This is a genomic window from Pseudomonas sp. QD4 (assembly GCF_049199125.1).
Classification (GTDB): Bacteria; Pseudomonadota; Gammaproteobacteria; order Pseudomonadales; family Pseudomonadaceae; genus Aquipseudomonas.
This window is the reverse complement of sequence record NZ_JBLZOM010000001.1, coordinates 1-24,601: the sequence shown is the minus strand read 5'-3', so window position 1 is coordinate 24,601 and position 24,601 is coordinate 1. Positions and strand designations below refer to the sequence as shown.

Sequence of the window (24,601 nt, the reverse complement as noted above, 5' to 3'; positions counted from 1 at the left end):
AAAAACGAGTGAAATACGCCTCTCACCGGCACCGAGCCCCTTCGTTTGAATAGAAATCCCCAAGCATGGGACTTTTTGAAGTGCCAGCCGTCTACTGCTTGCATGCCTCTGCTGACACGGCTCTAGAATCAAGCTTCACCCCAGGATCCCTGACATGAACGTCTCCCCCAATGCCCGCGAAGCCGAAACCCTGATTGCTCGGCTGGACTGGACCACCACCCCCCTGGGGGCAGCCGGCCAATGGCCGCAAAGCCTGCGCACCGCAGTGGACATCGTGATCCACTCGCCGATGCCGATGATGCTGCTGTGGGGCGAACAACTGACGCAAATCTACAACGACGGCTTTGCCCTGCTGGCGGGCAACAAGCACCCCCAGGCCTTCGGCAAACCGGTGGACCTGGCCTGGCCGGAGCTCAAGGAGTTCACCGCGCCCATCTACAGCGCCGTACTCAAGGGCCAGGTGCGCAGCTTCAATGAACAACGCTTTACCCTGCAAAACGGCGGTCGCGAGTCCGACCTGTGGCTCGACCTGACCTACAGCCCGATCCGCGACGAGCGCGGCGAAGTGGCCGGGGTGCTGATCACCGCCATCGAAACCAGCGAACGCCGGCGCATCGCCCTCGAACTCAAGCAGCGCTCCGAGGCCAGCCTCAAGGCCCAGCACGAAACCGAAGAGCGCCTGCAACTGGCCCTGGCCGCCACCGACGCGGTGGGCACCTGGGACTGGAACATCGGCGACGACCGCTTTATCGCCGATGCGCACTTCGCCCAGTTGCACAGCATCGATCCGTTGCAGGCCGGGCAATTGCCCATCAGCGACTACCTCAACGGCGTGCACCCCGAAGACCGCGGCATGGTGGCGCGCAGCATCAAGCACTGCATTACCCACGGCACCGAATACGCCGAGGAATACCGCCTGCAACTGGCCGACGGTCAGGTGCGCTGGGTGTTTGCCCGGGGCCGTTGCTACAAGGACCACCACGGTCGGCCGACGCGTTTTCTCGGTGCCGCCCTGGACCTTACCGAACGCAAGCAGATGGAACAGGCGCTGCGCCAGAGCCAGACCGAGCTGCAGCTGATCATCAACGCCATGCCGGTGCTGATCGGCTACGTCGACCGCGACGAACGCTTTCGCCTGAACAACAGCGCCTACCTCGACTGGTACGGCCTGACCCCGCAAGAGCTGTACGGCAAGAGCATCCGCGAGGTGATCGGCGACGAGATCTACGCCACCCGCGTCGAGCAGATCAGCGCCGCGCTCACGGGCACCCCGTGCAGCTTCGAGGCCGACTCGCCTCATCGCGACGGCCGCCCACGGCATGCACTGATGAAATACCTGCCGCGCTACAGCGCCGATGGGGCAATCAACGGGTTTTATATTTTCGTGATCGACGAGACCGAGCGTCGGCAAACCGAAGAGGCCCTGCGCAACCTCAACGAGACCCTTGAAGAGCGGGTCAACGAACGCACCCAGGCCCTGGCCACCGCCAACCAGCGCTTGCAGAGCGAGATGTTCGAACGCGAGCGCGCCGAAGAAGCGTTGCGCCACGCGCAGAAGATGGAAGCCGTGGGTCAGCTCACCGGCGGCATCGCCCATGACTTCAACAATATGCTGACCGGCATCATCGGCAGCCTCGACCTGATGCAGCGCTATATCGACAACGGCCGCAGCGCCGAGATCGGCCGTTTTACCGAGGCCGCGGTGTCCTCGGCCAAGCGCGCCGCCGCCCTCACCCATCGCTTGCTGGCGTTCTCCCGGCGCCAGTCCCTGGACCGCCAGCCCCTGGACCCGAACCAGCTGGTGCAGTCACTGCAAGAGCTGTTCAACCACACCAAGGGCGAGCACATCGAGCTCAAGCTGGCGCTGGGCGAGGGTGTGTGGCCGGTCAACACCGATGCCAGCCAGCTGGAAAACGCCCTGCTGAACCTGGTGATCAACGCCCGCGACGCCATGCCCCACGGCGGCGAGCTGCTGATCGAAACCGCCAACAGCTACCTCGACGGCAGCGACATCCGCACCCTGGAGCCGGTCAAGGCCGGCGACTACGTGATGCTCGGCGTCAGCGACAACGGGGCCGGCATGAGCCCACGCGTGCTGGCCAAGGCTTTCGATCCGTTTTTCACCACCAAACCCATTGGTCAGGGCACGGGCCTGGGGCTGTCGATGATCTATGGCTTTGCCCAGCAGTCGGGCGGCCACGTGACCATCACCAGCGAACCCAACCAGGGCACCAGCGTGCGCCTGTACCTGCCCCGGCTGTATGCCGCCCCCGAGGAAAAACCGGTAACCGACGGCAACGGCGAGGCCCCCTGCGCCATGGCCGGCGAAACCGTGGTGGTGGTCGAGGACGACCCGGCAGTGCGCATGCTGGTACTCAATGTGCTCGGGGAACTGGGCTACACCGCGTTCGAGGCCGAAGACGCCAAGAGCGCGCTGCCGCTGCTGGAGTCGCCGATCCGCGTTGACCTGCTGGTGACCGACGTCGGCCTGCCGGGGATGAATGGCCGCCAGTTGGCGGAGATCGCGCGGCAACAGCGGCCGCAGCTCAAGGTGCTGTTTATGACCGGTTACGCGGAAAAGGCCGCCGAGCGCCAGGGCTTTCTCGAAGCCGGCATGGACCTGATGGCCAAGCCGTTTTCCATCGACGACCTGGCCCAGAAGATTCGCCAGATGATCAGTCAGCCCGGTTGATTTCAGGCATAATCCGCGGCCGCCGTCCGCACCGTTCCAAGGTAACTGCCCGATGAAAGCCCAAGCCCGCCATATCCTGGTGAAAACTGCCGAAGAGGCCGAGCAACTCAAGCAACGCATCGCCAAGGGCGAAGCCTTCGATGTGCTGGCCAAGAAGTTCTCCACCTGCCCCTCCGGCAAACGCGGCGGCGACCTGGGCGAAGTACGGCCTGGGCAGATGGTCGGTGCCATCGACCAGGTCATCTTCAAAAAGCCCCTGCGCACCGTGCACGGCCCCATCAAAAGCAAATTCGGCTACCACCTGGTGCAAGTCTTCTACCGCGACTGACCCCTGTAGCCCCTGCAAACCTGTAGCCGCTGCCGAAGGCTGCGGCTACAAGGTTAATTTCGCGGGATCAGGGCGCCGGGGAACTGGATGACCTGGCTGGCCAGGCGGTGTCCGGCCTCTGCGGCGTCGACCGGGCTGCCGCCTAAGAGGCGCCTGGCCATGTACGCGGCGCTAAACGAATCCCCTGCTGCCGTGGTGTCCACAACCTTTTCCACCCGCTGCCCTGGCACCTCGAAAGATTCCCCGGCGCAGCGAATCAGGCAAGGTTCGGCGCCGCGCTTGAGCACCACTTCCGCACAATCGGCGTACGCCGCAAACACCTCCGCACTGTCGGCAAACCCAAACAACGCCTGCTCGTCATCCAGGGTCAACAGCGCCAGGTCCACGTGCTGCAACACCCCACGGTACGCCGCCTGGGCCTGCTCGACCGACGTCCATAACCGCGGCCGGTAGTTGTTGTCGAAGACAATCTGCGCCCCCCGCTGACGCGCCTCGACCAATACCTCCAGCAATTTCTCGCGCCCCACCGGCCCCAGCACCGCCAGGGTGATGCCACTGAAATACAGCACGTCATAGCCCGGCAACGCCGCAAGAATCGGCGCCGCCGCCGGGGTGGTGAAGCAATCGCGTACCGCCGCCTCATTGCGCCAATACAAAAAGCGTCGCTCGCCCTGGGCGTCGGTCTGGATGCAGTACAGGCCGGGCAAGCGCCCAGGCAGGCGCTGCACCCGCTCCAGGCCGATACCCTCGGCAGCCCAACTGCGGCACATGGCCTCACTGAAACTGTCATCGCCCAGGGCGGTGACGTAATCCACCCGCCCCTGGCCGTACAACTCCCGGGACAGGTACACCGCGCTGTTCAAGGTATCGCCGCCAAAGCTCTGTTGCAGGCTGCCGTCGTGGCGTTGTTGCAACTCGATCATGCATTCGCCGATGCAGGCGATGCGGGGGGTTGGGTTCATGCTTGGGACCTCTGCGCCCGAAGTGATAAGGGTGCGCCCCGAGGGAGTGCACCGTTGCCGTCCGCTCCTAGAAGCAGGTGTCCAGACTCTCGATCACTCGCAGGCGCTCATCCACCAGCAACCCGGTGCGCCATTTATCGAAGGTCAAACAGGGGTGGGAAGTGCCGAAGGAAATGATGTCGCCAATCCGCAGCTTCACCCCCGGCGCCACAGTGAGAAACGCATGCTGATCCATCACCGCCGTGACCTTGCATGCCCCCACATCATCCCCGGCGCTGGTCTCGGCCCCGGCGCGATAACGCCGCAGTGGCACCGGCAAGCCGGCGTCATAAGCTACATCGCGTTTGCCCAGGGCCACCACTGCAAAGCCCGGCTCCGGCAGCGACTGCACATGGGCCCAGACCTCCATGGCCGGGCGCAGGCCTTCCTCCAGGTCACTGCGCCGATCCAGCACGCAGCACTGCGCGTCTTTATAGATGCCGTGGTCATGGGCCACATAACTGCCCGGGCGCAGCACACTGAGGAAACGCCCCTTGGCGTTGTGGGTCTCGAAGGATTCGGCAATCAAGTCGTACCAGGCCGAACCCGAGGCGGTGATGATCGGCCGCTCGATGGCGAACAATCCGTCGTTGTGCAGGTCCACCGCCAGGCGCACCAGCGAATCCGCGAACTGGCGAATGCCACTGATGGCCTGGTCGCCATGGATCACCCCTTCATAACCTTCGATCCCGCACAGGGCCAGGGCCGGCTGCACCTGGATCGCCCGGGCCAGATCCAGCACCTCCTGCTCAGTGCGGCAGCCGCAACGCCCGCCGACCACGCCGTACTCGATCATCACCTTGAGCTTTGCCCCGCGCTGGGCGAAAAACGCCCCCAGGTCGGCCACGCTGTCCGGGTGATCCACCATGCAATAAAAGTCGAAATCCGGGTCCGTCAGCAGCTCGGCGATCAGCGCCATGTTCGGCGCGCCTACCAGCTGGTTAGCCATCAACACCCGACGCACGCCATGGGCGTAGGCGGCACGGGTCTGGGTGGCGGTGGCCAGGGTGATACCCCAGGCGCCGGCTTCCAGCTGACGCTGGAACAAGCCCGGCATCATGCTGGTCTTGCCATGGGGCGCCAGCTCGGCGCCGCTGTCGCTGACGAACTTCTGCATCCAGCGGATGTTGTGTTCCAGGGCCTCGCGGTGCAGCACCAGGGCCGGCAGGGCGACGTCCTGCAACAGGCTCGCGCCCTTGGCAGCGGCACCCTTTTCCACCAGCGGCAGATCAAAAACGGAAGACATGTTGGCACTCCTTATTCAAGGCGGCTGCGCACAGCCGCAGGACAGCATTAATCGTTGATACGCCGGGCCAGACGGTTGGCGCTGTCGATCAGCACCCGGCGGTATTCCTGGTAATGGGTCTGGGCGTCGGCCCGCGGCGCGACGATGCACAACGTACAGATGCACACCCCGCGCTCATCCCGCACCGGCGCGGCAAAACAATGGGTGAAGGTGTCGGCCACGCTGTCGAAGGAAAAGAACCCATCCTCGGTGGCCTGGCGGATTTGCTGGAGGAACGTCTCCAGGGGCAGGCGTTCACCGTCGGGGAGGATGAAGTCCCGCTCATCGATCAGATCGACAATCTGCGCATCGCTCAAATGCCCCAGCAGCAGCCGCCCGGATGCGGTCCAGGGAATCGGCGCGTTCTCGCCGATGTCCGAGGAAATACGGAAATGCCGCTCGCCCTCCTTCATCAGCGCCACGGTGTATTTGCGCCCATTGAGCAGGCACATCTGCGCGGTTTCACGGGTCTGGCTGACGATGTCCTGCAAGGCCTGATCGGCCTCGCGGCTCAGGTCGAAATGGCGCAAATGGGCCTGGCCGAGAAAGTACAACTGGCGGCCCAGGTACACATGCCCATCCTTGCCCACCGGCTCCAGAATCCGCCGCTCCAGCAAGGACGCCACCAGCTCGTAGACCGTGGACTTGGGGCTGCCGATGCCGTTGGCGATATCGTTGGGGCGCAACGGCTGGCCGATCTCCTTGAGGAAATCAAGAATATCGAACGCCCGATCCAGGCCCTTGGCCCGGCGCTTGATGGTGTCTTCAGTCATCTATCTGGCATTCCCCTGGAAATTGGTCGCTCACTCTATCCTCACTTGCCACGTGTGGCAGAGCACTTAGCGCTTCTTGTAAGCAACGCAATCAATCTCGACCTTGCAATCCACCATCATATTGGCCTGCACGCAGGCCCGGGCCGGTGCATGTTCGGGCTTGAAATACTCGCCAAACACCTTGTTGAAACTCCAGAAATCCCGCGGATCCTCCAGCCACACGCCAACCCGCACCACGTCCTCCAGGCCGTACCCGGCCTCCTCCAGGATCGCCACCAGGTTGCGCATGGTCTGCCGGGTTTGCTCGACGATCCCGCCGGTGATGATCTCACCGTCCAGGGCCGGCACCTGCCCCGACACGTGCAGCCAGCCATCGGCCTCCACGGCGCGGGCGAAAGGACGAGGCTGACCGCCTCCAGCGGTGCTGCCGGTGCCGTAACGAGTAATGCTCATGGGTACTTCTCCTGTTTGAAAGGCAGTTAGAAATCAGAAACGGGTGTTCTTCAAAAACTCCGCCAGGCGCGGCGACTGCGGGCGCTCGAAGAGTTCTTTGGGCGGGCCCTGCTCCTCGATGCGGCCCTGGTTCATAAACACAATCTGGTCCGAAACCTCGAACGCAAAGCGCATTTCGTGGGTCACCAGCAACATGGTCATGCCCTCGTCCGCCAGGCCCTTGATCACGTTCAGCACCTCGGCCACCAACTCCGGGTCCAGGGCCGAGGTCACCTCGTCGAACAGCATCAGGCTCGGGTTCATGGCAATGGCTCGGGCGATGGCCACGCGCTGCTGCTGGCCGCCGGACAACTGCCCGGGAAAGTGATCGCGGCGCTCCAGCAGCCCGACCCGCTCCAGCCATTTTTCCGCGAGGGCCACGGCCTCGTCCTTGGCCAGCTTCTTGACCTTGATCAGGCCCAGGGTCACGTTCTGCAACGCGGTCAGATGAGGGAACAGGTTGAACTGCTGAAAGGCCATCCCGGTCATCGCCCGATGCTGGGCAATCACCTTCTCCGGGTGGCGCAGGCGTTTGCCGTCAACCTCGTGGTAGCCGATGGATTCGCCGTCGAGCAGAATCTGCCCGCCCTGGAATTCCTCCAGCATATTCACGCAGCGCAGCAACGTGGTCTTGCCCGAGCCGCTGGAGCCGATCAGGGTCACCACATTGCCCCGTGGCATCTCCAGGTCGACGCCCTTGAGCACCTCCACCGCGCCGTATTGCTTGTGCAGGTTACGAATGCTCAGCAACGGCTGCTGGCCGGCTGGCAGGGAAACGTGAGCGTGAGTCATGGCAAGGCCACCCGTTTTTCAATGGTCCGGCCGAAGAGTTCGATGCCGTAGTTGATAAGAAAAAACAGCAAACCGGCGAACAGGTAAAACTCCAACGTCATAAAGGTGCGGGCGATGATCTGCTGGGTGCTGAGCAACAACTCGGCGACGCCGATCACCGAGAGCAGGGTCGAGGCCTTGACGATCTCCGTCGAGGAGTTGACCCAGGTCGGCAGAATCTGCCGCAGCGCCTGGGGCAACAGCACGTAGGCCAGCGCCTGTTTGAACGTCAGGCCAATGGCCTGGCTCGCCTCCATCTGCCCCCGGGGAATCGCCTGCAACGCACCGCGCACAATCTCCGCCACGTGGGAGCCGCAAAACAGCGTCAGGCCCAGGGCCCCGGCCTCGAACGCACCGATCTGCCAACCCAGGGCCGGCGCCATGTAAAAGCACGCCAGCACCAGCACAAACACCGGAGTGCCGCGGATCAGGTCCACATACAGCCGAAACGGCGCCCGCATCCACCACCGGCCATAGGTCAATACCAACCCGGCCAACACCCCGATCAGGGTGCCGAACAAAATCGCCAGGGCCGAACAGCCGACACTGGTCTGAAACCCCGCCCACAGCGTCTCGCGAGCCAACCACAATTCATGCCACCAACTGGGTGCTTGATACATATCGGGCTCCTAGCGACGGATCGCCAACCGCTGCTCCAGATGGCGCAACAGCAAGGCAATGAAGTAACAGGCCGCCACATACAACGCCGTGGTCACCATCCAGGTTTCAATCACCCGGTAGCTTTCAACGTTGATCTTGCGCGCGTAATAAGTCAGCTCCGGCACGGCGATGGCGGCGGCCAGGGAGGTGTCCTTGAACAGCGAAATAAAGTTGTTGGACAACGCCGGCAACACATTGCGCAGCATCACCGGCACCGTCACATAGGCCCGCACCTGCCACTCCCCCAGGCCAATGGCCATACCCGCCTCGCGCTGGCCCTTGGGAATACTCAACAGCCCGGCGCGAAACACCTCGGTCAGATACGCCCCCGCGTACAGCGACAAGGTGACGATGAACGACGGCACCTTATCTAAGCGAATCCCCAGGCTCGGCAGGGCGAAATAGATCAACAGAATCAGCACCAGAATCGGCGTATTGCGGATCACCGTCACATACACCGAGGCCAACACCCGTAACGCCCGATGCCTGCTCAACAAGGCAAAGGCCATCATCAGGCCGATTACACAACCGATGGCGATCGACACCAGCGCCAGCTGCAAGCCCAAACCGAGCCCCGCCAGCAAGGTGTCGAAATCGCGCCACACGGCGGCAAAGTTCAACTGATAATTCATGGTCGGCACCACCTTGAGCGGGGCGCTTTCGAGGGGCGCCCCACTCAGCAATGTGTGTGTGAAAACGTAGCGAGCGAAAGAAAGACAAGGCGAAAACGGGTGAGCAAGCGGAGTTGACGTCAGTCAATGAGCAGTGCGATCCCGTTTTCAACGCCGTATTTCTGAGCGCAGTCGTTTTCATTTGAATTCGACGGGGAAACCAATTTCGGGCGTTGGCAGATCCACACCGAACCACTGCTTGAATGACGCCGCGTAGGTCGGGAACTCAACCCCGGTCATCGCCTCGTGCAACGTGGTATTGACGAAATTCAACCAGTCCTGATCCCCACGCTTGACCGCGCAGGCATAGGTTTGCGGGCTCCAGGCATAAGCCGGGCTGCGATAACGCCCGGGGTTCTGCACCATCAAATACTTCACCGACGACTGATCGGTGGCCGCCGCATCGGCCCGCCCCGAGTTCACCGCCTGATACATCAAATCGACACTGTCGTACTGATCAACCTTGGCCTTGGGCAACGCCTGGTGCACCAACTCCTCGGCATACACGTTCTGCAACACCGCCACCGTCACCCCATCACCGCCGGCCTTGAGGTCATCGATCTCCTTGTACTTGCTGTTAGCCGGCAGCAGCAGCCCCACCCCTTCGCGGTAATACGGCAAGGTAAACGCCACCTGCTGCGCGCGGCTGGCGGTGACCGTAATGAACTGACAGCTCATATCAACCTTATCCGTCAGCAGATTGGGAATCCGCGCATCAGACGACTGCACCACAAACTCCACCTTGCTCGGGTCATTGAACAACCCCTTGGCCACCATCCTGGCGATATCAATATCGAACCCCTGCAACTTCCCGTCCGCCCCCTGAAAGTGCCACGGCGCATTGGTACTGCCCGTCCCGACAATCAAATGCCCACGCTTGAGCACCGAATCCAACTTAACGTCCGCCGCCTGCGCAACCCCCACAGCCCCAGCCAACGACACAGCAAGCAACACACACGCTTTAAACAAGGAAAGTCCGCGATGCATGACAAGCACTCCAAGGATGGTGTTTATTCCGCTATACCGGAATATGGTATGTAACAACGGAATAGACAGCAGGAAGTGTGCCATGGGATGGGAAGGGATGACAGGGGATGGGGAAATTGAAGGGAATCAAGGGGATGGGGACAGCGCGGGTTTTGGCGTTACACATCGACTGAGTAGGGAGTGATACGCAAAGGTACGAAACGTGATTCGGCAGCACACAAAATGGTGCGACGGAGGAGCCCTAATGCCGATCAGTTAAGCGCTAGAGCGGAACGAAACATAACCTGTGGTGAGGGAGCTTGCTCCCGTGGGACCGGCCGGCGCTCCGGAGCGTAGCAGTCCCCTTTTTGGGTCCGCTGCGCGGCCCAGCGGGAGCAAGCTCCCTCGCCACAATGACAGTGCTTGCCCTTAAGTGACTGGCATTAGGAGGACCTGATTAATTCCAATAGCTGGCAGCAATTCTCAGCACAAAACTGAACAACCCAACGCCCTATAACCTTGCCTGACTCACTGGATCGCCCTATAGTCCGACCCGTCGCTGCAAATTCAGCGATCTGACTTGGCCGTCAGCATCCTAAGCGCACAGGCGCTCCCCATAACAAGGCAAGCGCTTTTTTTGCGCTCGCACGTTCGTGTTATGGCGACTGTGCGTGGGACACCTTCGGGTGTGCCGGGATGCTTAGGCCCGGTCGGCCAACCCGCGTACAGTTGCCACCCTGCTTCGCTTGGCCGCGATTGGTGGTAGCTACCTAAGTTATGGAGCGTCACTGATATGGATTACCAACCTTTCACCTCTTCCAACACCACCGACCACCCCGTCGCCTTTATCAACCCTCAAGCCCCCCTGCTTGATCTGCTGAACTACGCCGGCCTGCGCATCCGCGCCGCCCGCGACATGCTCGACAGCGTCTCCAACATGACCAGCCGCAACGCCGACGACCTCGACCTGATGCGCTTCTCCAGCGTGGCAACCCTGTTGTTGCAGGACGGATGCGACGTGTTGCGCGCGGCAGAACAACAAGCGATGGACCTACCACAGCGTTAAGCCGTAGCGCCAAGCCAAAGCCATTGCACATGCTGTGCTCTGGCTCTGGCTCTGGCTTTTGACCCTGTTTTTGATCTTGATCCACCCGCCCCTTCGGCAGGCCGAGTGGAGGTGTTCATCAGGGGATTGGCGCGCAGCGCCCTTCGACGCAGTCGAAGACGTCGCTGGAAGCGATGCCCCCTGAGGGACGCCGGAACGAGGGAACCCGAGCGCAGCGAGGGCCGTACGCTCGGGGCGAGACTTTTTGGTTCCTTTTGTGGCGTTTGACAAAAGGGACTCGCCGTAAGGGCGAAACCCTAAGCAGCCATTACCGCAGCAACGGATATGCCCCCCAACAAGCTTTGCTAAGCACCGTTGCATCAGGAATATCTAAGGCGTTTGAACCGGCCAGCGCAGCCTACGGCAGCGGCTACAGAGAAAGACTGAAGCCGAAGCCAGCCTTCAGCTTGATAAGGAGTGACCATGTACGACTACGCCATTCGCTTTGAGCAGGACAGCACGCCAGGGCTTGCAGTGTTCTGCCGTGATCTGCCGGAGCTAAACAGCTTCGGCAATGATCGTGAACACGCACTCAAAGAAGCCCTTGATGCGATCGAAACCACCCTCTCGATTTACGTTGATCAGCGCCGCGCCATCCCCCAAGCCTCTGCACCGCAAGACGGGGAATACATCATTCATTTACCCACAGTGACTGTGGCCAAGATCGTGCTTTGGAACACCATGATGGAGCGAGATATGCGCAAGGCCGATCTGTGTCGGCTACTGGGTATTCACCAAGCCCAGGGAGATCGGCTGGTCGACTTCCTGCACACCTCCAAGATGGAACAATTAGAAATGGCTTTGACTGCTCTGGGCAAACGTCTTTCGGTGTCTGTTGAAGCGGCGTAAACCAGAACGAAAACTCCGGGACCTCCAAGGCTTTTCGTTGTTGCTTGGCGGTAGGTGTTGGCCTTGATCTTGACCCACCCGCCCTGTTACTGCAGCAACGGATATGCCCCCCAACAAGCTTTGCCAAATACCGTTTCACCACGGATATCTAAGGCGTGTGAGCCGGCCAGCGCAGCCTGCGGCAGTGCCTACAGCCGCCTCGGCTTTTGCGGCCGCAGGTAAAAGCCAGAAATAAGCGCAATCAACACCAGCATCAACGCCAGGCTCGGATCCCCCTTAGGCAGCATGAACTGATAAAGCCCAGCCCCCATCGTCAGCCCAGATGCAATACACAACACAAACCAAACAACTTTCTTAAACAGCTTCACGATCTGATGACATCCCTTCCACAGAAAACTTCAACCGCACCGCTCAGAACGAACAGGCCGGGGGGCGACAATGTATCGGCCACACCCCCGAACGGCAAATCCGCAACCCCTCAGCGTTGCACCCGCATAAAACGGGCATTCACACCCACAACTGCGGCCCTCCTTGAATGCCTCGCTTCAACCCGACCCCAAGGGCCCCGCGTCCTTACGCCTTGAACGTCAGAATCGGCGAAAACCGCGCTATCACCGACACCGTCCCCTCTTCCACCTGGGACTGAATCACCTGGCCAATCTCCTTGTAGGCCCCCGGTGCTTCCTCGATCATCCGCTCCTCCTTGGTAGTGATGCACTCCACCCCATTCAGGCCGAGGAAGGCCTTGTCCTTCTTGGCCTTGAACACCACTTCGCTGCGGGACATGGAGCGCCCGGCGCCATGGCTGGCCGAGCGCAGCCAGCGCTCATTGCCCAACCCGGTGAGCAGGTAGGAATCATGCCCCATGCTCCCCGGAATCAGCAGCGGCTGCCCGGCATAGGCCGGCGTCGCGCCCTTGCGGTGGACGTTGCCGCCCTCTTCGCGCAGCACAATGTTGTGCGGCACATCGACAATCAGCGGCGCCTCGATGCCGGCGCCAAACACCTGCCGGGTGCGCTGGCGCACCATCTCGGCGATCAGCGCACGGTTGGCATCGGCGTAGTGGGCGGCGCTGTGCATGGCCAACAGGTACTCATCGGCCATCTCGCCAAACAGGGCGAAGATCTTCGAGTCGGGATGCTTGATCCCCGCCGGCCACAGGGCCTTGGCCTTGTCCATCCAGCGCCGCCCGACATAAAAGCCCACGTCCCGGGAGCCGGTGTGAATCATCACCACCACCTGCCCCACGGACAGGCCCTGGGCGAAGCAGGCCTGGCGATCCACCAGCTCGGTGACCACCTGGATCTCGACAAAGTGATTGCCGCCGCCCAGGGAACCCAGCCCCGGGTCGCGGAGGATTTTGCGCGAAAGGTCCTGCAGGGCCTCGGGCGCATAGTCGGTGCTGCCGCGGGCAAAGGACGACTCATGCAGGCCCGAAAGCTCACGCTGCAATTGGGCAAAGTCCGCCCCGGCAAACAGCCCGATCGGGTCCTGCTGCTGCACCTGGGCCCAGAAATCTCCCAACCCCGAAGCAAACAGCGCACTCATGGCCGTCGGGCTGGTGGGGATATTGCGCGTGCCTTCCAGCAGATCGCCGCGCACCAGGGCGGTCCACTTGGCTTTCTGCGCCATGAACTGCTCGTAGTTCAGCCCCAGTTTGTGCAGGCGCATGCCGCAATTGATGTCGGTGCCAATGGCTTGCGGCACCACCAGGTCGTGGCTGGTGACAATCACGCTGCCAACCGGAATCGGGCTGCCGGTGTGGAAGTCCGGCGTGGCGCAGGCGCACTTCACTTCGCCGCCATGGGGGTGGGCCACCTTGGCGAAATCCATCAGTTGCAGGATGGCTTTTTCTTCGATGGCAAAGCTGTCAGGCAGCAGCAAATCCACCTTGAGCCCGGCGTCATTGATCGAAGAGATAGAGAGGGAATTGGAATTCAGGCGTTCGATGGCCACCCCGGAACGGGCGAGCTTGTGCTGAATTCTTTTCAGAGGAGTCTTGGTCATTTTCAACTGCTTTTCTTGGACGCAACAAAACAACCACCCTGTTGGTGGCTGGAATTGTCCGGTCAGCAGCGAAACTTAGACGGCGCGGATGATGAGGAATTGGGGGCTTGATGTAAAGACTGACTGGCAGATTTTTGAGTATGTACCGGGGGTTTTACGGCAGCGGCTACAGAATTGTCTTGGGCTTCTGCCAACGGCCCGCCCACAGATCAAAATACTCAAAAGCGGCCAGCGTGGCCTGGAGAGCGGGTTCGCCATGGGCTTCCAGCACCCGGCTCGGGATCGACACACCCGAAACCTCATGGTCAATCGGAAACACTTCACAACCTGGCGCAAACCTATCCAGCGCCGCGCGGATACGGCCCAAGTCGTTGGACTTGATAATGATCTGAATACCCATCAGCGCTTGAACTCCACCTGGCACATTGACGACAGGCTTCCAACCACTCTGTCGAGATCCGACGCGGCGACCACTTGCCCGCGAATGTCATAAACAAGCCTGCAAACCTTCAAGTCCTGAGGCAAATGCTGACGCGAGAACAGGATGCGTGCCCGGTTGTACTTGATACTCAAGTCAACGCTCTGGCCAGTTTCAAGGCTGTGATTGGCGACGAGTATGTATTCGCCGCGCTCCTGCGAAACAAATTCGGGGGTGAACATAACGGTCCTACCTCGCTTATACCTGTGAGTTTTCTCCAGCCGGCCTTGGAGCACTCAACGCTTGCTGGCCTCTTGATAAACCCGGCCACGCTCGCGCTTGCCCACGGCAATCACCGTTACCACCAGCACTTCATCCACCACCCGATACACCAGGCGATAGCCCGCGCTGCGCAATTTGATTTTATAAGCATTACCCAGGCCGCTAAGGCGATCGGCCGGAACATGAGGATTGAGCAACCGCTCCTGAAGTTTGCTCTTGAACTGCTCCTTCAGCGTGGCGCCTAGTTTTTGCCACTCTTTCCAGGCCTTCTGCGAAAACTCCAGCTCATAAGTCATCGAGCGAAACCTTGATGGTCGGGTCGTTCTCCCGTTCGCGGCACAGGGCGACCAGTTCCAAGTCGTCCAGGCGCTCCATCATGGCCTCGTATTCTCGGGCCGGAACACAATAGAACGCGGGTTCGTTGCGATTAAGTATGGCCACCGTCGAACCACCACCCGCAGCGACGGTGCCCATGGGGTTTTTCTTGAGTTCGGAAATACTCGCGACTACGTGAGACAGAAGGACATGAGTCATGAGGGGGCTCCCGCGAGTGCTGTTAAGAGTGCTGAAAATAGCACTTTTTATCTCAATCAGGCGTATGACCGGATGACGCCTCATCCGTTCTCCAGCCATAACAACCCGGCATCATGACCCGCGCCGCCCCTGCCCTCACCTCAAAAGCTATTGACCACCGTCACCCCCGCCACCTCGAACTTGTCCATATTCATCAATGCCTCGACCGACTGTTCCAGGCTGATGGTGCGGCCAATCAGCTTCTGCGGTGCCAGTTTGCCGGACTGCATCATGGCGAACATCGCGTCATAGCGGTGCGCCTGCATGCCGTGGCTGCCGAGGATTTCCAATTCTTTGGCGATCACCGTGCTCATGGGGATGATCGGTGTGCTGTGTTCGCCGAGCATCAGCCCGACTTGCACGTGCTTGCCCCGCTTGCGCAGGTTGCTGATGGAGTTGAAGCAGGTTGTGGGGTGGCCCAGGGCATCCAGCGACACATGGGCACCGCCCTGGGTGATATCCCTGACCGCCTCCACCACATTCGCCACGCGGCTGGCGTTGACGGTGGCCACCGCGCCCAGGCTGCGGGCCAGTTCAAGCTTGTCTTCGGCGATGTCGATGGCCACGACGTTGGCGCCGATGGCGCTGGCAATCATCACTGCCGACAGCCCCACGCCGCCGCAGCCGTGGACCGCGACCCATTGCCCGGCGCGGGTCTGGCCCTGGTCGACCACCGCGCGGAACGAGGTGACGAAGCGGCAACCCAGGCTCGCGGCAGTGGTGAAGTCGAGGCTCTCGGGCAACGCCACCAGGTTGATATCGGCCTGATGCAGCGACACGTATTCGGCGAACGAGCCCCAGTGGGTAAAACCCGGCTGAAACTGCCGATCGCACACCTGGTGCTGGCCAGCGCTGCATTCCGGGCAGGCACCGCAACCGCCGACAAAGGGCACGGTGATGCGGTCGCCGACTTTCCAGCGGGTCACGTCCTTGCCGACCGCCTCGACGATCCCGGCCAGTTCATGCCCGGGCACGTGGGGCAATTCGATATCGGTGTCATGCCCGACCCAGCCGTGCCAGTCGCTGCGGCACACGCCGGTGGCCATGACCTTGACCACCACCCCGTGATTTTCGGGGGTAGGGTCGGCCACGGTCTGGACGGTGGGCGGCGCGGAGAATGCTTCGAAGACCACTGCTTTCATGAACTGCTCCTTATCTGAAACATTTCATCAGTATGAAGACGATCGCTGAATTTACCCTTCTATTTAGCCTTGAATAACTGAAAAATCCGAAATAGCCTTACAGATCTCCAGCGCTGACTGAAAGGATCTTGCAGGTGGAAAAATTCGACAAGCAGGACGCCGCCATCGCCGACCGCCTGCAGCAGGACGGCAAGCTGTCCAACGCCAAACTGGCCGAGCACCTGGGCATGAGTGAAGCCTCCTGCTGGCGCCGGCAGAAACGCCTGGAAGACGCCGGGGTGATCGAGGGTTACCAGGCAGTGCTCAATCGACGAAAACTCGGCATGGGGGTCATGGCCTTTGTGCAGATTGCCTGCACCCAGCATGGGGAAGAGGTCACCGCCGAGTTCGAGAACATCATCCGCGCCTGCCCCAACGTGCTGGCCTGCCACAACACCACCGGCGCGGCCGATTTCCTGTTGCAGGTGGTGGCCCGGGACCTGGACGACTACAGCCGCTTCGTGGAACAGGTCCTGAGAAAACTGCCCGGGGTACTGAGCATCTGCTCGAATATTTCCCTGCGGGAAATAAAGGTGACCAATATCCTGCCCCTGAGCCATTTGGCGGCGGGGTGAAGGTTACTCAGGCGGCCCACTGCGCTGCGGCTGAAAGCTGAGGTCGGGGCCCGTGGCCGCGAATATTTCGCGCAACAGTTGATCGCCACGGTCGCAGACCGCAACCAGGTAGTCACCATCGGCCCAATGGCTCCAGCCCGCCTGGAGCTCCAGGCCGTCACGCACGAAAGACGGCGAGATGCCCTCGTCCCAGCCATCGACACGCTCACCTCTTCGCTCAAACCCCAGTTCCTCGACCAGGTAGGCGCAGACCGCACACCTGAGTTCGCTGTCGTAGGCGTCGAACTCCAGGGTCATGTGTTTGCTGTGGACCGAGAACAATCGCGGCCGCTGAGGCGGTGTCTTTTTGTCGGTCATGGGCGCACCGGCTTCGATCCTTGAAAAGTCAGGCTCGGATTTTATCCGCTGCCGGCCGCCAGCCAAACACTATTAAGGAAGGGTCGCTCAGGCGTTAGCGAAAAAACTCCCCTGGCGTGGAATCAAACTGCTGGCGAAACGCGGCAATAAACGCCGAGGTCGAGTCATAGCCGCAGGCCAGCGCCACATCGGTCACACGCTCGCCCTGCTCCAGCGGGGTCAGGGCGCCGAGCAGGCGCAGGCGCTGGCGCCAGGCGCGGAAGGTCAGGCCGGTGTCGTGCACAAACAGGCGGCTGAGGGTTTTTTCCGCGACCCCGAGTTTCTGGCTCCACTGGCCCAGGGTGGTGGCCTGTTCGGGGTGCAGTTGCAGGCTACGGTAGATCTGCCGCAGGCGCGGGTCGTGGGGCAGCGGCAGCATCAGGTCGAGCTGCGGCGCGGCGGCCAATTGGTCCAGCAGCACCTGGGCCAGGCGCCCGTCGGCGCCGTCTTCGGCGTACTCCACCGGCAACTGGCTGAAACTGCGGATCAGTTCGCGCAGCAGGCTGCTGACCGCCAGTACCTGGCAGGCATCGGACGCCCAGGCGGTGACGCTGCAATCCAGGTACAGGCTGCGCATTTCGGTCCGCGGCGAGCTGAACACCTTGTGCGGCATGCCGGCGGGGATCCACACCGCGCGCTGGGGCGGCGCAATGAAGCGTCCGGCACTGGTCTGCACCTCCAGCACCCCGGCGATGGCGTACGACAATTGCACCCAGGGGTGGCTGTGGCGCCGGGTCAGGGCGCGATTGGGCAGTGATTCGGTGCGGCCGTAAACCGGTCGAGGCAGGCTGGGAAGACCGGGAATACTGCGCCGGACGATCTTTTCATGTCCTTTAGGCGGCATTAACTGGCTCATTGGCGTTAGTCGGCAAACAGCCGTCACGTTAGAGTCGCGCAATCGCTCTTGGCAACCCCCGGATGATCCCGCTATGACTCGCTCACGTCTTTTGCCCGACAATTTCACCCTGACCCTGATCGGCGTGGTGCTGCTCGCCAGCTTCCTGCCCGCCAGCGGCCAGGTGGCCGTGGGCTTTGGCTGGCTGACCAACGCCGCCATTGCCCTGTTGTTTTTCCTGCATGGCGCCAAGCTCTCGCGAGAGGCGATCATCGCCGGCGCCGGCCATTGGCGCCTGCACCTGCTGGTGTTCAGCCTGACCTTTATCCTGTTCCCGCTGCTGGGCCTGGCGCTCAAGCCGTTGCTGTCGCCGCTGATCGGCAACGACCTGTACATGGGCATGCTTTACCTGTGCGCCCTGCCCGCCACAGTGCAGTCGGCGATTGCCTTCACCTCCCTGGCCCGGGGCAATATTCCGGCGGCGATCTGCAGCGCGGCGGCGTCCAGCCTGTTCGGGATTTTCCTGACCCCGTTGCTGGTGACCCTGCTGCTGAATGTGCACGGTGAAGGCGGCTCGACCCTGGATGCGATCCTCAAGATCAGCCTGCAATTGCTGCTGCCGTTTATCCTCGGGCAGATCGCCCGCCGATGGATCGGCGCCTGGGTTGGCCGCAACAAGAACTGGCTGAAGTTTGTCGACCAGGGGTCGATTTTGCTGGTGGTCTACGGCGCGTTCAGCGAAGCGGTGAATGAAGGCATCTGGCATCAGATTCCGCTGTGGGAGCTGGGGGGGCTGGTGGTGGTCTGCTGCATTCTGCTGGCGCTGGTGCTGGTGGCGTCCAGCGTGCTGAGCAAGGCGTTCGGATTTAACCAGGAAGACCGCATCACCATTTTGTTCTGCGGTTCGAAAAAGAGCCTGGCCACCGGTGTGCCCATGGCCCAGGTACTGTTCGCCGGCAGCACCATCGGCGTGCTGATCCTACCGTTGATGCTGTTTCACCAGATCCAGTTGATGGTCTGCGCGGTGCTGGCCCAGCGCTACGCCAAACGCCCGGAATCCATCCCCGAGCTGATGGCCCAGGTCGACCCGTAATCGTCTACCCCTGCTGACCTGTAGCCGCTGCCGAGCCTGCGAGGCCGCGGCTACAGCGTCAGCAGTGTGTGTCAGTTGGCCCTGGCGCCATTCATCCACGGGCTGTAGTCCACGGAAACGAAGCCTTGCGCCAGGCCCTCGGGGCCGGTGGCGAAGCCGGGCATCTGCCGCAGGTCCAGTTGTTGGCACTGGCTGGCGAGGCGCTGCTGCAGGGCGCTATCAGGTTTGAATTCGCCGGGGCGATAGGGGCTCGGTTCCAGCCTCACCTGGCACTCCTGCACCTGGCCCTGGGCATTGGCGACATAGCGGAAACTGGCCACCCCGACCCCCTCCACGCTCTGCCGGGCCACCAGCTGCTTACGCAGGAAGCGCATCTGCTGGTACAGGCTCACGCGCACCGCCTGGCGCTGCTTCTGCTCAATCGACAGCGCATCCAGGGATGGAAAAACCAAAGGCGCAACGATGACCTGGGTGTCGTCGGCGTCCTTGAACACCTGCGGCGAGACCCCGGGGAGAAGGGTGTTCCAGCACAGCTCGGTCGCCAGTTTGAGCAGTCCTGCGTCACTGCGTTTATCGGCGATGAGGTAGTGGGTGCTGGGCCGCGCCGTGCACGCCAGCACACGGTTTTGCGCATTGAGGGTCATGTGCATGTCCACCGCCCCGATCAGCCCTTGCTGGTTGGCTCCCAGGGCATTGCGATAGAGCACCTGGCTAAATGCTTCGATAAAGCCCTGGTCCACCTGCTGCCGGTCCACCGCCTCAATGGCGGCGGCTTCGGCCGGGGTCGGTTTCTGGCAGCCGCCAAGCGCCAGCAGGCCGGCGGCGAGGGTCGCCATGATCAACGGGGAACGGGTGGACAACGGGGAGCATTCCATTTGCTTGAGACTCACAGACAAAGACAGGGGGTGATGGGCTGACGCCGCGCCAGTCGCTCAACGCTTACGACAAGCGCGGTTTGATAACACACGAATGCGTCTTTGTCCGCTTTAGCCCGCAGTTTTTACCCCGCCCTGCTCCCCCTTTGCTGCGAGGCCCGATCACGTACCACTGGTGATCCGTGTCCACAACCGGGTGCTCAGGCGCATGCCGGCGGGTGACATGGTCTTGATGGTGAACAGGGTCTCGAGCACCGACGGTTCGGGATAGGCCGCCGGGTTGTTGCGCAGCCCGGGCTCGATGTATGGCAGGGACGCCGCGTTGCCATTGGCGTACTGCACGGCGTTGCTGATAGTGGCGATCACTTTCGGGTCCAGCAGGTAGTTCATGTAGGTGTAGGCGTTGTCCAGGTGCGGGGCGTTTTTCGGGATGGCGACCATGTCCACGGCCACGGTCGAGCCTTCCCGGGGAATGCTGTACCCCAGGTTGACCCCGTTATTGGCCTGTTTGGCGGTCGCCATAGCTTGCAGCACATCGCCGCTGAAGCCGATGGCGACGCAGATATTGCCGTTGGCCAGGTCACTGACGTACTTGGACTGGTGGAAGTACAAGATCGACGGCCGGATGGCCAGTAACGCCTGCTCGGCGCGCTTCAGGTCGGCCGGTTGTTCGCTGGTGGGATCCAGGCCCAGGCTGTTGAGGGTGATGGGCACCATCTGCGTCGGGTTATCGAGAAAGGCCACCCCGCACTGCTTGAGCTTCTCGATGTTTTCCGGCTTGAACAGCATCTGCCAGGACTGGGTGATGTCGGTGTTGCCGAAGATCGCCTTGATCTTGTCGACGTTGTAGCCGATGCCCACCGTGACCCACATGTAAGGGATCGCGTAGCGGTTGCCGGGGTCGCTGGCCTCGAGAATCTTCATCAGTTTGGGGTCGAGGTTGTTCCAGTTCGGCAACTTGCTCTTGTCCAGCTCCTGGATCGCCCCGGCCTGGATCAACCGTGGCAGAAAGTGGTTGGACGGGCTGACCAGGTCGTAACCGCTGCCGCCGGTCATCAACTTGGCTTCAGTGGTCTCGTTGCTGTCGATCACGTCGTAGGTGGTCTGGATCCCGGTCTGGCGGGTGAAGTTGGCCAGGGTGTCGGGGGCGATGTAGCCGCTCCAGTTGGCGATGCGCACAGACTCTGCCGCCTGTACCGAACCGACCGACAAGGCCAGGACCAGGGCCGGGGTGAACCACGCTGTGGGTATGCGATTGAGCATGTTGCCGCCTCTCTTTTTTATTGTTGCGGCGAACCTCGCCGCGACGGTTAACGTTCGTTTTGCGCGCGTCTGACTTCCCAGCCCATGCGCAGCGCCGCGCCGATATCAAAAAAAGGCTTGGGCGGCAGGTAGCCGGGCCGGGCCTGGGACAACACATCGCGCAGCACCTGGGAGTCGCCCCCGGCGGCCATCTGCGCCAGCAATCGACCCCACAGGGTGCCGCGCGCCACACCGGAGCCGTTGCAGCCGGAGACCCCGTGCAAACGCTCGGCGATACGCCCGAAATACGGTTCGCCAGAGCGCGTGGCACTCAGGTGCCCGGTCCAGGTGTGCTGCAGATCCTCGGCCACGATTCCCGGGAAGCGGCGTTGCAAGCCGTGCAAATGCTGCTGCCGGCGATCTGCCAACTCCACACGGTCGAGGTCGCGCTGGCGATACTCCACGGTGTTGCGCATCAGCAGCCGCCGGCCCGGCAACAGGCGCACCGTGGCCCCGCCCGGCAGGGTCGAGAGCACGCCCCAACCCTGGTCGTCGAACAGGGTTTGCCAGGGCTCTTCGGTCAAGGGCCGGGTAATGCTGGCGCTCAGTTCCAGGGCAAAGGTCTGGCTGCGACGCAGGCCAACCCGGGGCAAGAAGGCGCCGACGCAGACCAGCACTTGTGCGGCCTCGATTTCGCCCTCGGCGCTGCGCGCTTTCCAGCCGCGGCCGGGCAACGGTTGCAGGTCATCGATGGCGCTGTTCTCAAATACCTCGACCTGGTTCGGCAGGCTGTCCAGCAGGCCTTTGACGTACTTGGCCGGCTGTAACAGGCCGTTGCCGCCGCCGCAATGGATCGCCCGCTGGTAAAAGTCGCTGCCCAGCCGCTGCTGCAACGCCGCGCCCTCCAGCACGCTGGCCTGGGCCCCGACTGCGTTGAGGGTGGCCACGCACTGCTGGGCGTGTTCCAGGCGCTGGGGTTGATGCACGGCAAAGTGGTAGCCGGCGTTGCTGAGTTCACAGTCGATGCCCAACTCGGCAATCCGCTGACGCACTTCAAGGCCGGCAGCGACGCCGATACGCGAGGCCAACTGGTAGCCGGCGTGGCCGGGCTGGCCCAGCAGCTCGCTGGCACCGGGCAGTTCGTGGCTGACCACAAACCCGGAGTTGCGGGCCGAGGCGCCCTGGGCCACGCGCTGACGCTCGACCAGCACGATGCGCTGCTGGGGGAACATCTGCGCCAGGCTGTGGGCCGCCGAGAGCCCAGTGATGCCGCCGCCGACAATCAGCCAGTCGGTTTTCTGCGAGCCCGCCAGCGTCGGCCGCTGGGGCGACTCACCTGCCAGGGCAATCCAGCCACATACATTGTTCAATGCCTGCCACTCCTTCAGAATCGATGCGCCAGGGGAATCGTTACGCCGCCCCCGCTTGCGCTGAATACCTACAATCCAATGCCTACAATCTATGGAGATCAGCGCCCGGTTTCGAACGTTATTAATTCATCCATCTATTCGAGAAACGCATGGATAACCCACTCCGGATACCGTCACTGCAAGCCCTGCAGACCCTGGTCCATGTGGCCGAGAGCAACAGCTTCACCGCTGCCGCCAGCCGCCTGCACCTGACACAGAGCGCAGTCAGCCGGCAGATCCAGCAACTGGAGGAGCATTACGCGGTGGCGCTGTTCGAGCGCACCAGCCGTCGGGTATCACTCACCGAACAGGGGCGCGACGTATACGGCGTGGCCCTGGAGCTGCTGCGCGCCCTGGGCGGCCTGCAACAACGCCTGGCACCGGCGCCGCTGGAGCAGCCGTTTCGGATCCGGATCTTTGTCTCGCTGGCGGTGCGCTGGCTGCTGCCCCGACTCAGCGGGTTCTACGCGGCCAACCCCGGGTTGTGCCTGTCCATCGAAACCGTCGGTGGCGAGACGGTGGACACCGGCGGCGACTGCGACGCCTACGTGTTGTACCTGCGGGACGGACTGGATGAGCGGGCGCTGACGCCGCTGTTCGATGAGTACCTGATTCCGGTGTGCGCCCCGCAGTTGAGCGACGGCCTGCCGCCGCCACGCTCCCTGGAGCAACTGGCCGAGCATGCGCTGATCCATGGCTCCACCAGCCGTCACGAATGGACCGTGTGGTTGCAGGCCCAGACCGACCAGACACCGCACAACTACCAGCACCTGATGTTCAACCTCGACGACCTGGCACTGGACGCCGCCGCCCGCGGCCTGGGCGTGGCCATGACCGATCGGGTCCTGGCCCAGGACGCCATCAGCCGTGGCAGCCTGATCGTGCCCTTTGGCCAGCCGCTTAAAACCGGCGGCGTCTACGCCCTGTGGCTGCGCGACAGCGGCGCCGCGCACCCGGCTTGCAACGCAGTGCTGGACTGGTTTCAGACCCAGTCGGCAGCAGTTGGGGAAGGGGAATGAGGGCGTAGGCAGCACGCGATTCGCCCCAGGCTTGAAGCGCCTTCCGTCAGCGCACGCAACTCGCTAGGATACGGCCCCCTCTGCAGATGGACGCTTCCCATGACCACACTCGCCCGCAAGAACCCGCTGCTCGCTTTCGTCATGTCCTGTGTGGCGGCAGGCTGGGGCCTGGTGTATGTCGGCCGGGTCAAATGGGGCGTGTGGGTCGCTGCCGCACTCTACGGCGGCGTGGCGCTGATGGGGCTTTGCGGCCTGCTGGCCAGCCCCATGGGCGTGCTGCTGTTCCTGCTGTGGGTGTTGTCGATCAAGCTTGCCTCGGCCATCGCTGCTGCCATAACGGCCTCCCGCAACAGTGACAGCGCACGCTACCCCAGCACCCGGATGCACCTGTTGTACCTGGCAGGCCTGGTGGTGCTGACCCTGGTCATGTTCGAGCCGCTGCGCCCGCATCTGCTGGGATTCAAGACCTACTACGTCCCGTCCGGCTCGATGATCCCGACCCTGGATCTGGGTGACTACATCGTCTCCGACCTGCGCCCGGGGCCGGTCAAGGTCGGCGATATCGTGGTCCACCGCTACAACGGCACCGAGATGGTGAAACGGGTGGCGGCGGTGGCCGGCGATACCCTGGCGATTGTCGACGGCAATGTGCTGGTCAACGGCCGCAACCTGGGCCTGTTCTTCGCCCCGCCCGAGCGGGCCAGGAGAGATTACTCGCAGCACCTGGCAGCGCTGCAGGTCGAGCCGGGCCATGTCTACCTGCTGGGGGACAACCGCGACAACAGCAATGACAGCCGCTTTATGGGACAGGTCGCCGAGTCCGACATTACCGGTCGGATCACGGGTATCTGGCTCGCCCCGGACCGCAGCCGGATCGGCACCCGTTTCGACTGAGGCCCTGCCGTGGGGGGGGGGGGGGGGGGGGGGCGGCCCCCCCCCCCCCCCCCCGGGGGGGGGGGGGGGGGGGGGGGCCCCCCGGGGGGGGGGGGGGGGGGCCCCCCCCGGGCCCCCCCCCCCGGGCCCGGCGGCCCCGGGCCCCCGCC

The 24,601-nt window shown here is 62.5% G+C and carries 28 protein-coding genes; 8 read left to right on the top strand and 20 right to left on the bottom strand.

Annotated features, from left to right (window positions below):
* The first annotated feature begins 154 nt into the window (after window positions 1-154).
* Together ACOZJV_RS00140 and ACOZJV_RS00135 are read left to right on the top strand one after the other, a co-directional pair.
* Entirely contained in the window at window positions 155-2,692 is a 2,538-nt protein-coding gene (locus tag ACOZJV_RS00140) for a PAS domain-containing hybrid sensor histidine kinase/response regulator (RefSeq protein WP_201131450.1), read from the top strand.
* 52 nt (window positions 2,693-2,744) lie between these two features.
* Complete coding sequence (locus tag ACOZJV_RS00135) at window positions 2,745-3,020, top strand: peptidylprolyl isomerase (RefSeq protein ID WP_008369722.1); 276 nt, start codon at window positions 2,745-2,747, stop codon at window positions 3,018-3,020.
* A gap of 53 nt (window positions 3,021-3,073) precedes the next feature.
* Here ACOZJV_RS00135 and ACOZJV_RS00130 read toward each other — a convergent pair whose 3' ends face one another.
* From ACOZJV_RS00130 to ACOZJV_RS00095, 8 genes are all read right to left on the bottom strand, one after another.
* Entirely contained in the window at window positions 3,074-3,982 is a 909-nt protein-coding gene (locus tag ACOZJV_RS00130; protein ID WP_421546431.1) for a sugar kinase, read from the bottom strand.
* A gap of 67 nt (window positions 3,983-4,049) precedes the next feature.
* Window positions 4,050-5,267, bottom strand: coding sequence for an amino acid deaminase (locus ACOZJV_RS00125; RefSeq protein ID WP_421546430.1), 1,218 nt, complete (start codon window positions 5,265-5,267; stop codon window positions 4,050-4,052).
* 47 nt (window positions 5,268-5,314) lie between these two features.
* Window positions 5,315-6,079 carry an IclR family transcriptional regulator gene (locus tag ACOZJV_RS00120; protein WP_421546429.1) on the bottom strand — a complete coding sequence of 255 codons (765 nt, stop codon included), beginning with the start codon at window positions 6,077-6,079 and terminating at the stop codon, window positions 5,315-5,317.
* A gap of 66 nt (window positions 6,080-6,145) precedes the next feature.
* The gene (locus tag ACOZJV_RS00115; RefSeq protein WP_020295176.1) at window positions 6,146-6,532 is read right to left on the bottom strand and encodes a RidA family protein; all 387 of its coding nucleotides are present in this window, start codon (window positions 6,530-6,532) and stop codon (window positions 6,146-6,148) included.
* Window positions 6,533-6,565: 33 nt separating this feature from the next.
* Complete coding sequence (locus ACOZJV_RS00110; RefSeq protein ID WP_421546428.1) at window positions 6,566-7,363, bottom strand: amino acid ABC transporter ATP-binding protein; 798 nt, start codon at window positions 7,361-7,363, stop codon at window positions 6,566-6,568.
* Window positions 7,360-8,022, bottom strand: a complete 663-nt coding sequence (locus ACOZJV_RS00105) for an amino acid ABC transporter permease (protein ID WP_078468810.1) — start codon at window positions 8,020-8,022, stop codon at window positions 7,360-7,362. The genes ACOZJV_RS00110 and ACOZJV_RS00105 overlap by 4 nt, the downstream gene beginning before the upstream one ends.
* Before the next feature lie 9 nt (window positions 8,023-8,031).
* Window positions 8,032-8,694, bottom strand: a complete 663-nt coding sequence (locus ACOZJV_RS00100) for an amino acid ABC transporter permease (RefSeq protein ID WP_421546427.1) — start codon at window positions 8,692-8,694, stop codon at window positions 8,032-8,034.
* A gap of 177 nt (window positions 8,695-8,871) precedes the next feature.
* Entirely contained in the window at window positions 8,872-9,720 is an 849-nt protein-coding gene (locus ACOZJV_RS00095; RefSeq protein WP_043228526.1) for a transporter substrate-binding domain-containing protein, read from the bottom strand.
* Between the two features lie 772 nt (window positions 9,721-10,492).
* On the opposite strand from ACOZJV_RS00095, the gene ACOZJV_RS00090 reads away from it, so the two are divergent.
* A complete protein-coding gene (locus ACOZJV_RS00090) occupies window positions 10,493-10,765 on the top strand; it encodes a hypothetical protein (protein ID WP_421546426.1) in 273 nt (90 codons plus the stop codon).
* 462 nt (window positions 10,766-11,227) lie between these two features.
* Entirely contained in the window at window positions 11,228-11,653 is a 426-nt protein-coding gene (locus ACOZJV_RS00085; protein WP_421546425.1) for a type II toxin-antitoxin system HicB family antitoxin, read from the top strand.
* Between the two features lie 188 nt (window positions 11,654-11,841).
* Here the strand turns inward: ACOZJV_RS00085 and ACOZJV_RS00080 are convergent, their stop codons facing one another.
* The 7 genes from ACOZJV_RS00080 to ACOZJV_RS00050 all read right to left on the bottom strand — a co-directional run bounded on the left by ACOZJV_RS00080 (window position 11,842) and on the right by ACOZJV_RS00050 (window position 16,075).
* Window positions 11,842-12,021 (bottom strand): hypothetical protein, encoded by a 180-nt coding sequence (locus ACOZJV_RS00080; protein WP_078468806.1) that lies wholly within the window; start codon window positions 12,019-12,021, stop codon window positions 11,842-11,844.
* A 205-nt stretch (window positions 12,022-12,226) separates the two neighbouring features.
* Window positions 12,227-13,660 carry an RtcB family protein gene (locus tag ACOZJV_RS00075; RefSeq protein WP_421546424.1) on the bottom strand — a complete coding sequence of 478 codons (1,434 nt, stop codon included), beginning with the start codon at window positions 13,658-13,660 and terminating at the stop codon, window positions 12,227-12,229.
* Between the two features lie 166 nt (window positions 13,661-13,826).
* On the bottom strand, window positions 13,827-14,060 hold the full coding sequence (locus ACOZJV_RS00070; RefSeq protein WP_421546423.1) for a hypothetical protein: 234 nt from the start codon (window positions 14,058-14,060) through the stop codon (window positions 13,827-13,829).
* A complete protein-coding gene (locus ACOZJV_RS00065; RefSeq protein ID WP_201131461.1) occupies window positions 14,060-14,320 on the bottom strand; it encodes a hypothetical protein in 261 nt (86 codons plus the stop codon). The genes ACOZJV_RS00070 and ACOZJV_RS00065 overlap by 1 nt, the downstream gene beginning before the upstream one ends.
* Window positions 14,321-14,374: 54 nt before the next feature.
* Window positions 14,375-14,656, bottom strand: a complete 282-nt coding sequence (locus ACOZJV_RS00060; protein WP_421546422.1) for a type II toxin-antitoxin system RelE family toxin — start codon at window positions 14,654-14,656, stop codon at window positions 14,375-14,377.
* Entirely contained in the window at window positions 14,646-14,894 is a 249-nt protein-coding gene (locus tag ACOZJV_RS00055) for a type II toxin-antitoxin system Phd/YefM family antitoxin (RefSeq protein WP_201131463.1), read from the bottom strand. Before ACOZJV_RS00055 ends, ACOZJV_RS00060 begins: the two co-directional genes overlap by 11 nt.
* 140 nt (window positions 14,895-15,034) lie before the next feature.
* A complete protein-coding gene (locus tag ACOZJV_RS00050; protein ID WP_421546421.1) occupies window positions 15,035-16,075 on the bottom strand; it encodes a zinc-dependent alcohol dehydrogenase family protein in 1,041 nt (346 codons plus the stop codon).
* 134 nt (window positions 16,076-16,209) lie between these two features.
* On the opposite strand from ACOZJV_RS00050, the gene ACOZJV_RS00045 reads away from it, so the two are divergent.
* A complete protein-coding gene (locus ACOZJV_RS00045) occupies window positions 16,210-16,689 on the top strand; it encodes an Lrp/AsnC family transcriptional regulator (protein ID WP_078468802.1) in 480 nt (159 codons plus the stop codon).
* Between the two features lie 3 nt (window positions 16,690-16,692).
* On the opposite strand, the gene ACOZJV_RS00040 is transcribed toward ACOZJV_RS00045, so the two are convergent.
* Both ACOZJV_RS00040 and ACOZJV_RS00035 read right to left on the bottom strand, forming a co-directional pair.
* The gene (locus ACOZJV_RS00040; RefSeq protein WP_421546420.1) at window positions 16,693-17,046 is read right to left on the bottom strand and encodes a hypothetical protein; all 354 of its coding nucleotides are present in this window, start codon (window positions 17,044-17,046) and stop codon (window positions 16,693-16,695) included.
* Between the two features lie 94 nt (window positions 17,047-17,140).
* Entirely contained in the window at window positions 17,141-17,929 is a 789-nt protein-coding gene (locus ACOZJV_RS00035) for an AraC family transcriptional regulator (protein ID WP_421546419.1), read from the bottom strand.
* An 85-nt stretch (window positions 17,930-18,014) separates the two neighbouring features.
* Between ACOZJV_RS00035 and ACOZJV_RS00030 the strand changes: the two genes are divergently transcribed.
* Window positions 18,015-19,013 carry a bile acid:sodium symporter family protein gene (locus ACOZJV_RS00030; RefSeq protein ID WP_201131468.1) on the top strand — a complete coding sequence of 333 codons (999 nt, stop codon included), beginning with the start codon at window positions 18,015-18,017 and terminating at the stop codon, window positions 19,011-19,013.
* 71 nt (window positions 19,014-19,084) lie between these two features.
* Here ACOZJV_RS00030 and ACOZJV_RS00025 read toward each other — a convergent pair whose 3' ends face one another.
* From ACOZJV_RS00025 to ACOZJV_RS00015, 3 genes are all read right to left on the bottom strand, one after another.
* Window positions 19,085-19,873, bottom strand: a complete 789-nt coding sequence (locus tag ACOZJV_RS00025; protein WP_421546418.1) for a hypothetical protein — start codon at window positions 19,871-19,873, stop codon at window positions 19,085-19,087.
* Window positions 19,874-20,050: 177 nt separating this feature from the next.
* On the bottom strand, window positions 20,051-21,151 hold the full coding sequence (locus tag ACOZJV_RS00020) for a polyamine ABC transporter substrate-binding protein (RefSeq protein ID WP_201131469.1): 1,101 nt from the start codon (window positions 21,149-21,151) through the stop codon (window positions 20,051-20,053).
* A 47-nt stretch (window positions 21,152-21,198) separates the two neighbouring features.
* Window positions 21,199-22,500 (bottom strand): NAD(P)/FAD-dependent oxidoreductase, encoded by a 1,302-nt coding sequence (locus tag ACOZJV_RS00015; protein ID WP_421546417.1) that lies wholly within the window; start codon window positions 22,498-22,500, stop codon window positions 21,199-21,201.
* A 149-nt stretch (window positions 22,501-22,649) separates the two neighbouring features.
* Between ACOZJV_RS00015 and ACOZJV_RS00010 the strand changes: the two genes are divergently transcribed.
* The gene (locus ACOZJV_RS00010; RefSeq protein WP_421546416.1) at window positions 22,650-23,558 is read left to right on the top strand and encodes a LysR substrate-binding domain-containing protein; all 909 of its coding nucleotides are present in this window, start codon (window positions 22,650-22,652) and stop codon (window positions 23,556-23,558) included.
* A 99-nt stretch (window positions 23,559-23,657) separates the two neighbouring features.
* On the top strand, window positions 23,658-24,452 hold the full coding sequence (gene lepB, locus ACOZJV_RS00005) for a signal peptidase I (protein WP_421546415.1): 795 nt from the start codon (window positions 23,658-23,660) through the stop codon (window positions 24,450-24,452).
* Window positions 24,453-24,601 lie beyond the last annotated feature (149 nt).

Excerpts from the sequence above, each read along its gene's own strand:
- ACOZJV_RS00140 (WP_201131450.1), top strand. The coding sequence starts at position 155 with ATGAACGTCTCCCCCAATGCCCGCGAAGCCGAAACCCTGATTGCTCGG.
- ACOZJV_RS00135 (WP_008369722.1), top strand. The coding sequence starts at position 2,745 with ATGAAAGCCCAAGCCCGCCATATCCTGGTGAAAACTGCCGAAGAGGCC.
- ACOZJV_RS00130 (WP_421546431.1), bottom strand. The coding sequence starts at position 3,982 with ATGAACCCAACCCCCCGCATCGCCTGCATCGGCGAATGCATGATCGAG.
- ACOZJV_RS00125 (WP_421546430.1), bottom strand. The coding sequence starts at position 5,267 with ATGTCTTCCGTTTTTGATCTGCCGCTGGTGGAAAAGGGTGCCGCTGCC.
- ACOZJV_RS00120 (WP_421546429.1), bottom strand. The coding sequence starts at position 6,079 with ATGACTGAAGACACCATCAAGCGCCGGGCCAAGGGCCTGGATCGGGCG.
- ACOZJV_RS00115 (WP_020295176.1), bottom strand. The coding sequence starts at position 6,532 with ATGAGCATTACTCGTTACGGCACCGGCAGCACCGCTGGAGGCGGTCAG.
- ACOZJV_RS00110 (WP_421546428.1), bottom strand. The coding sequence starts at position 7,363 with ATGACTCACGCTCACGTTTCCCTGCCAGCCGGCCAGCAGCCGTTGCTG.
- ACOZJV_RS00105 (WP_078468810.1), bottom strand. The coding sequence starts at position 8,022 with ATGTATCAAGCACCCAGTTGGTGGCATGAATTGTGGTTGGCTCGCGAG.
- ACOZJV_RS00100 (WP_421546427.1), bottom strand. The coding sequence starts at position 8,694 with ATGAATTATCAGTTGAACTTTGCCGCCGTGTGGCGCGATTTCGACACC.
- ACOZJV_RS00095 (WP_043228526.1), bottom strand. The coding sequence starts at position 9,720 with ATGCATCGCGGACTTTCCTTGTTTAAAGCGTGTGTGTTGCTTGCTGTG.
- ACOZJV_RS00090 (WP_421546426.1), top strand. The coding sequence starts at position 10,493 with ATGGATTACCAACCTTTCACCTCTTCCAACACCACCGACCACCCCGTC.
- ACOZJV_RS00085 (WP_421546425.1), top strand. The coding sequence starts at position 11,228 with ATGTACGACTACGCCATTCGCTTTGAGCAGGACAGCACGCCAGGGCTT.
- ACOZJV_RS00075 (WP_421546424.1), bottom strand. The coding sequence starts at position 13,660 with ATGACCAAGACTCCTCTGAAAAGAATTCAGCACAAGCTCGCCCGTTCC.
- ACOZJV_RS00070 (WP_421546423.1), bottom strand. The coding sequence starts at position 14,060 with ATGGGTATTCAGATCATTATCAAGTCCAACGACTTGGGCCGTATCCGC.
- ACOZJV_RS00065 (WP_201131461.1), bottom strand. The coding sequence starts at position 14,320 with ATGTTCACCCCCGAATTTGTTTCGCAGGAGCGCGGCGAATACATACTC.
- ACOZJV_RS00060 (WP_421546422.1), bottom strand. The coding sequence starts at position 14,656 with ATGACTTATGAGCTGGAGTTTTCGCAGAAGGCCTGGAAAGAGTGGCAA.
- ACOZJV_RS00055 (WP_201131463.1), bottom strand. The coding sequence starts at position 14,894 with ATGACTCATGTCCTTCTGTCTCACGTAGTCGCGAGTATTTCCGAACTC.
- ACOZJV_RS00050 (WP_421546421.1), bottom strand. The coding sequence starts at position 16,075 with ATGAAAGCAGTGGTCTTCGAAGCATTCTCCGCGCCGCCCACCGTCCAG.
- ACOZJV_RS00040 (WP_421546420.1), bottom strand. The coding sequence starts at position 17,046 with ATGACCGACAAAAAGACACCGCCTCAGCGGCCGCGATTGTTCTCGGTC.
- ACOZJV_RS00035 (WP_421546419.1), bottom strand. The coding sequence starts at position 17,929 with ATGCCGCCTAAAGGACATGAAAAGATCGTCCGGCGCAGTATTCCCGGT.
- ACOZJV_RS00030 (WP_201131468.1), top strand. The coding sequence starts at position 18,015 with ATGACTCGCTCACGTCTTTTGCCCGACAATTTCACCCTGACCCTGATC.
- ACOZJV_RS00020 (WP_201131469.1), bottom strand. The coding sequence starts at position 21,151 with ATGCTCAATCGCATACCCACAGCGTGGTTCACCCCGGCCCTGGTCCTG.
- ACOZJV_RS00010 (WP_421546416.1), top strand. The coding sequence starts at position 22,650 with ATGGATAACCCACTCCGGATACCGTCACTGCAAGCCCTGCAGACCCTG.
- lepB (WP_421546415.1), top strand. The coding sequence starts at position 23,658 with ATGACCACACTCGCCCGCAAGAACCCGCTGCTCGCTTTCGTCATGTCC.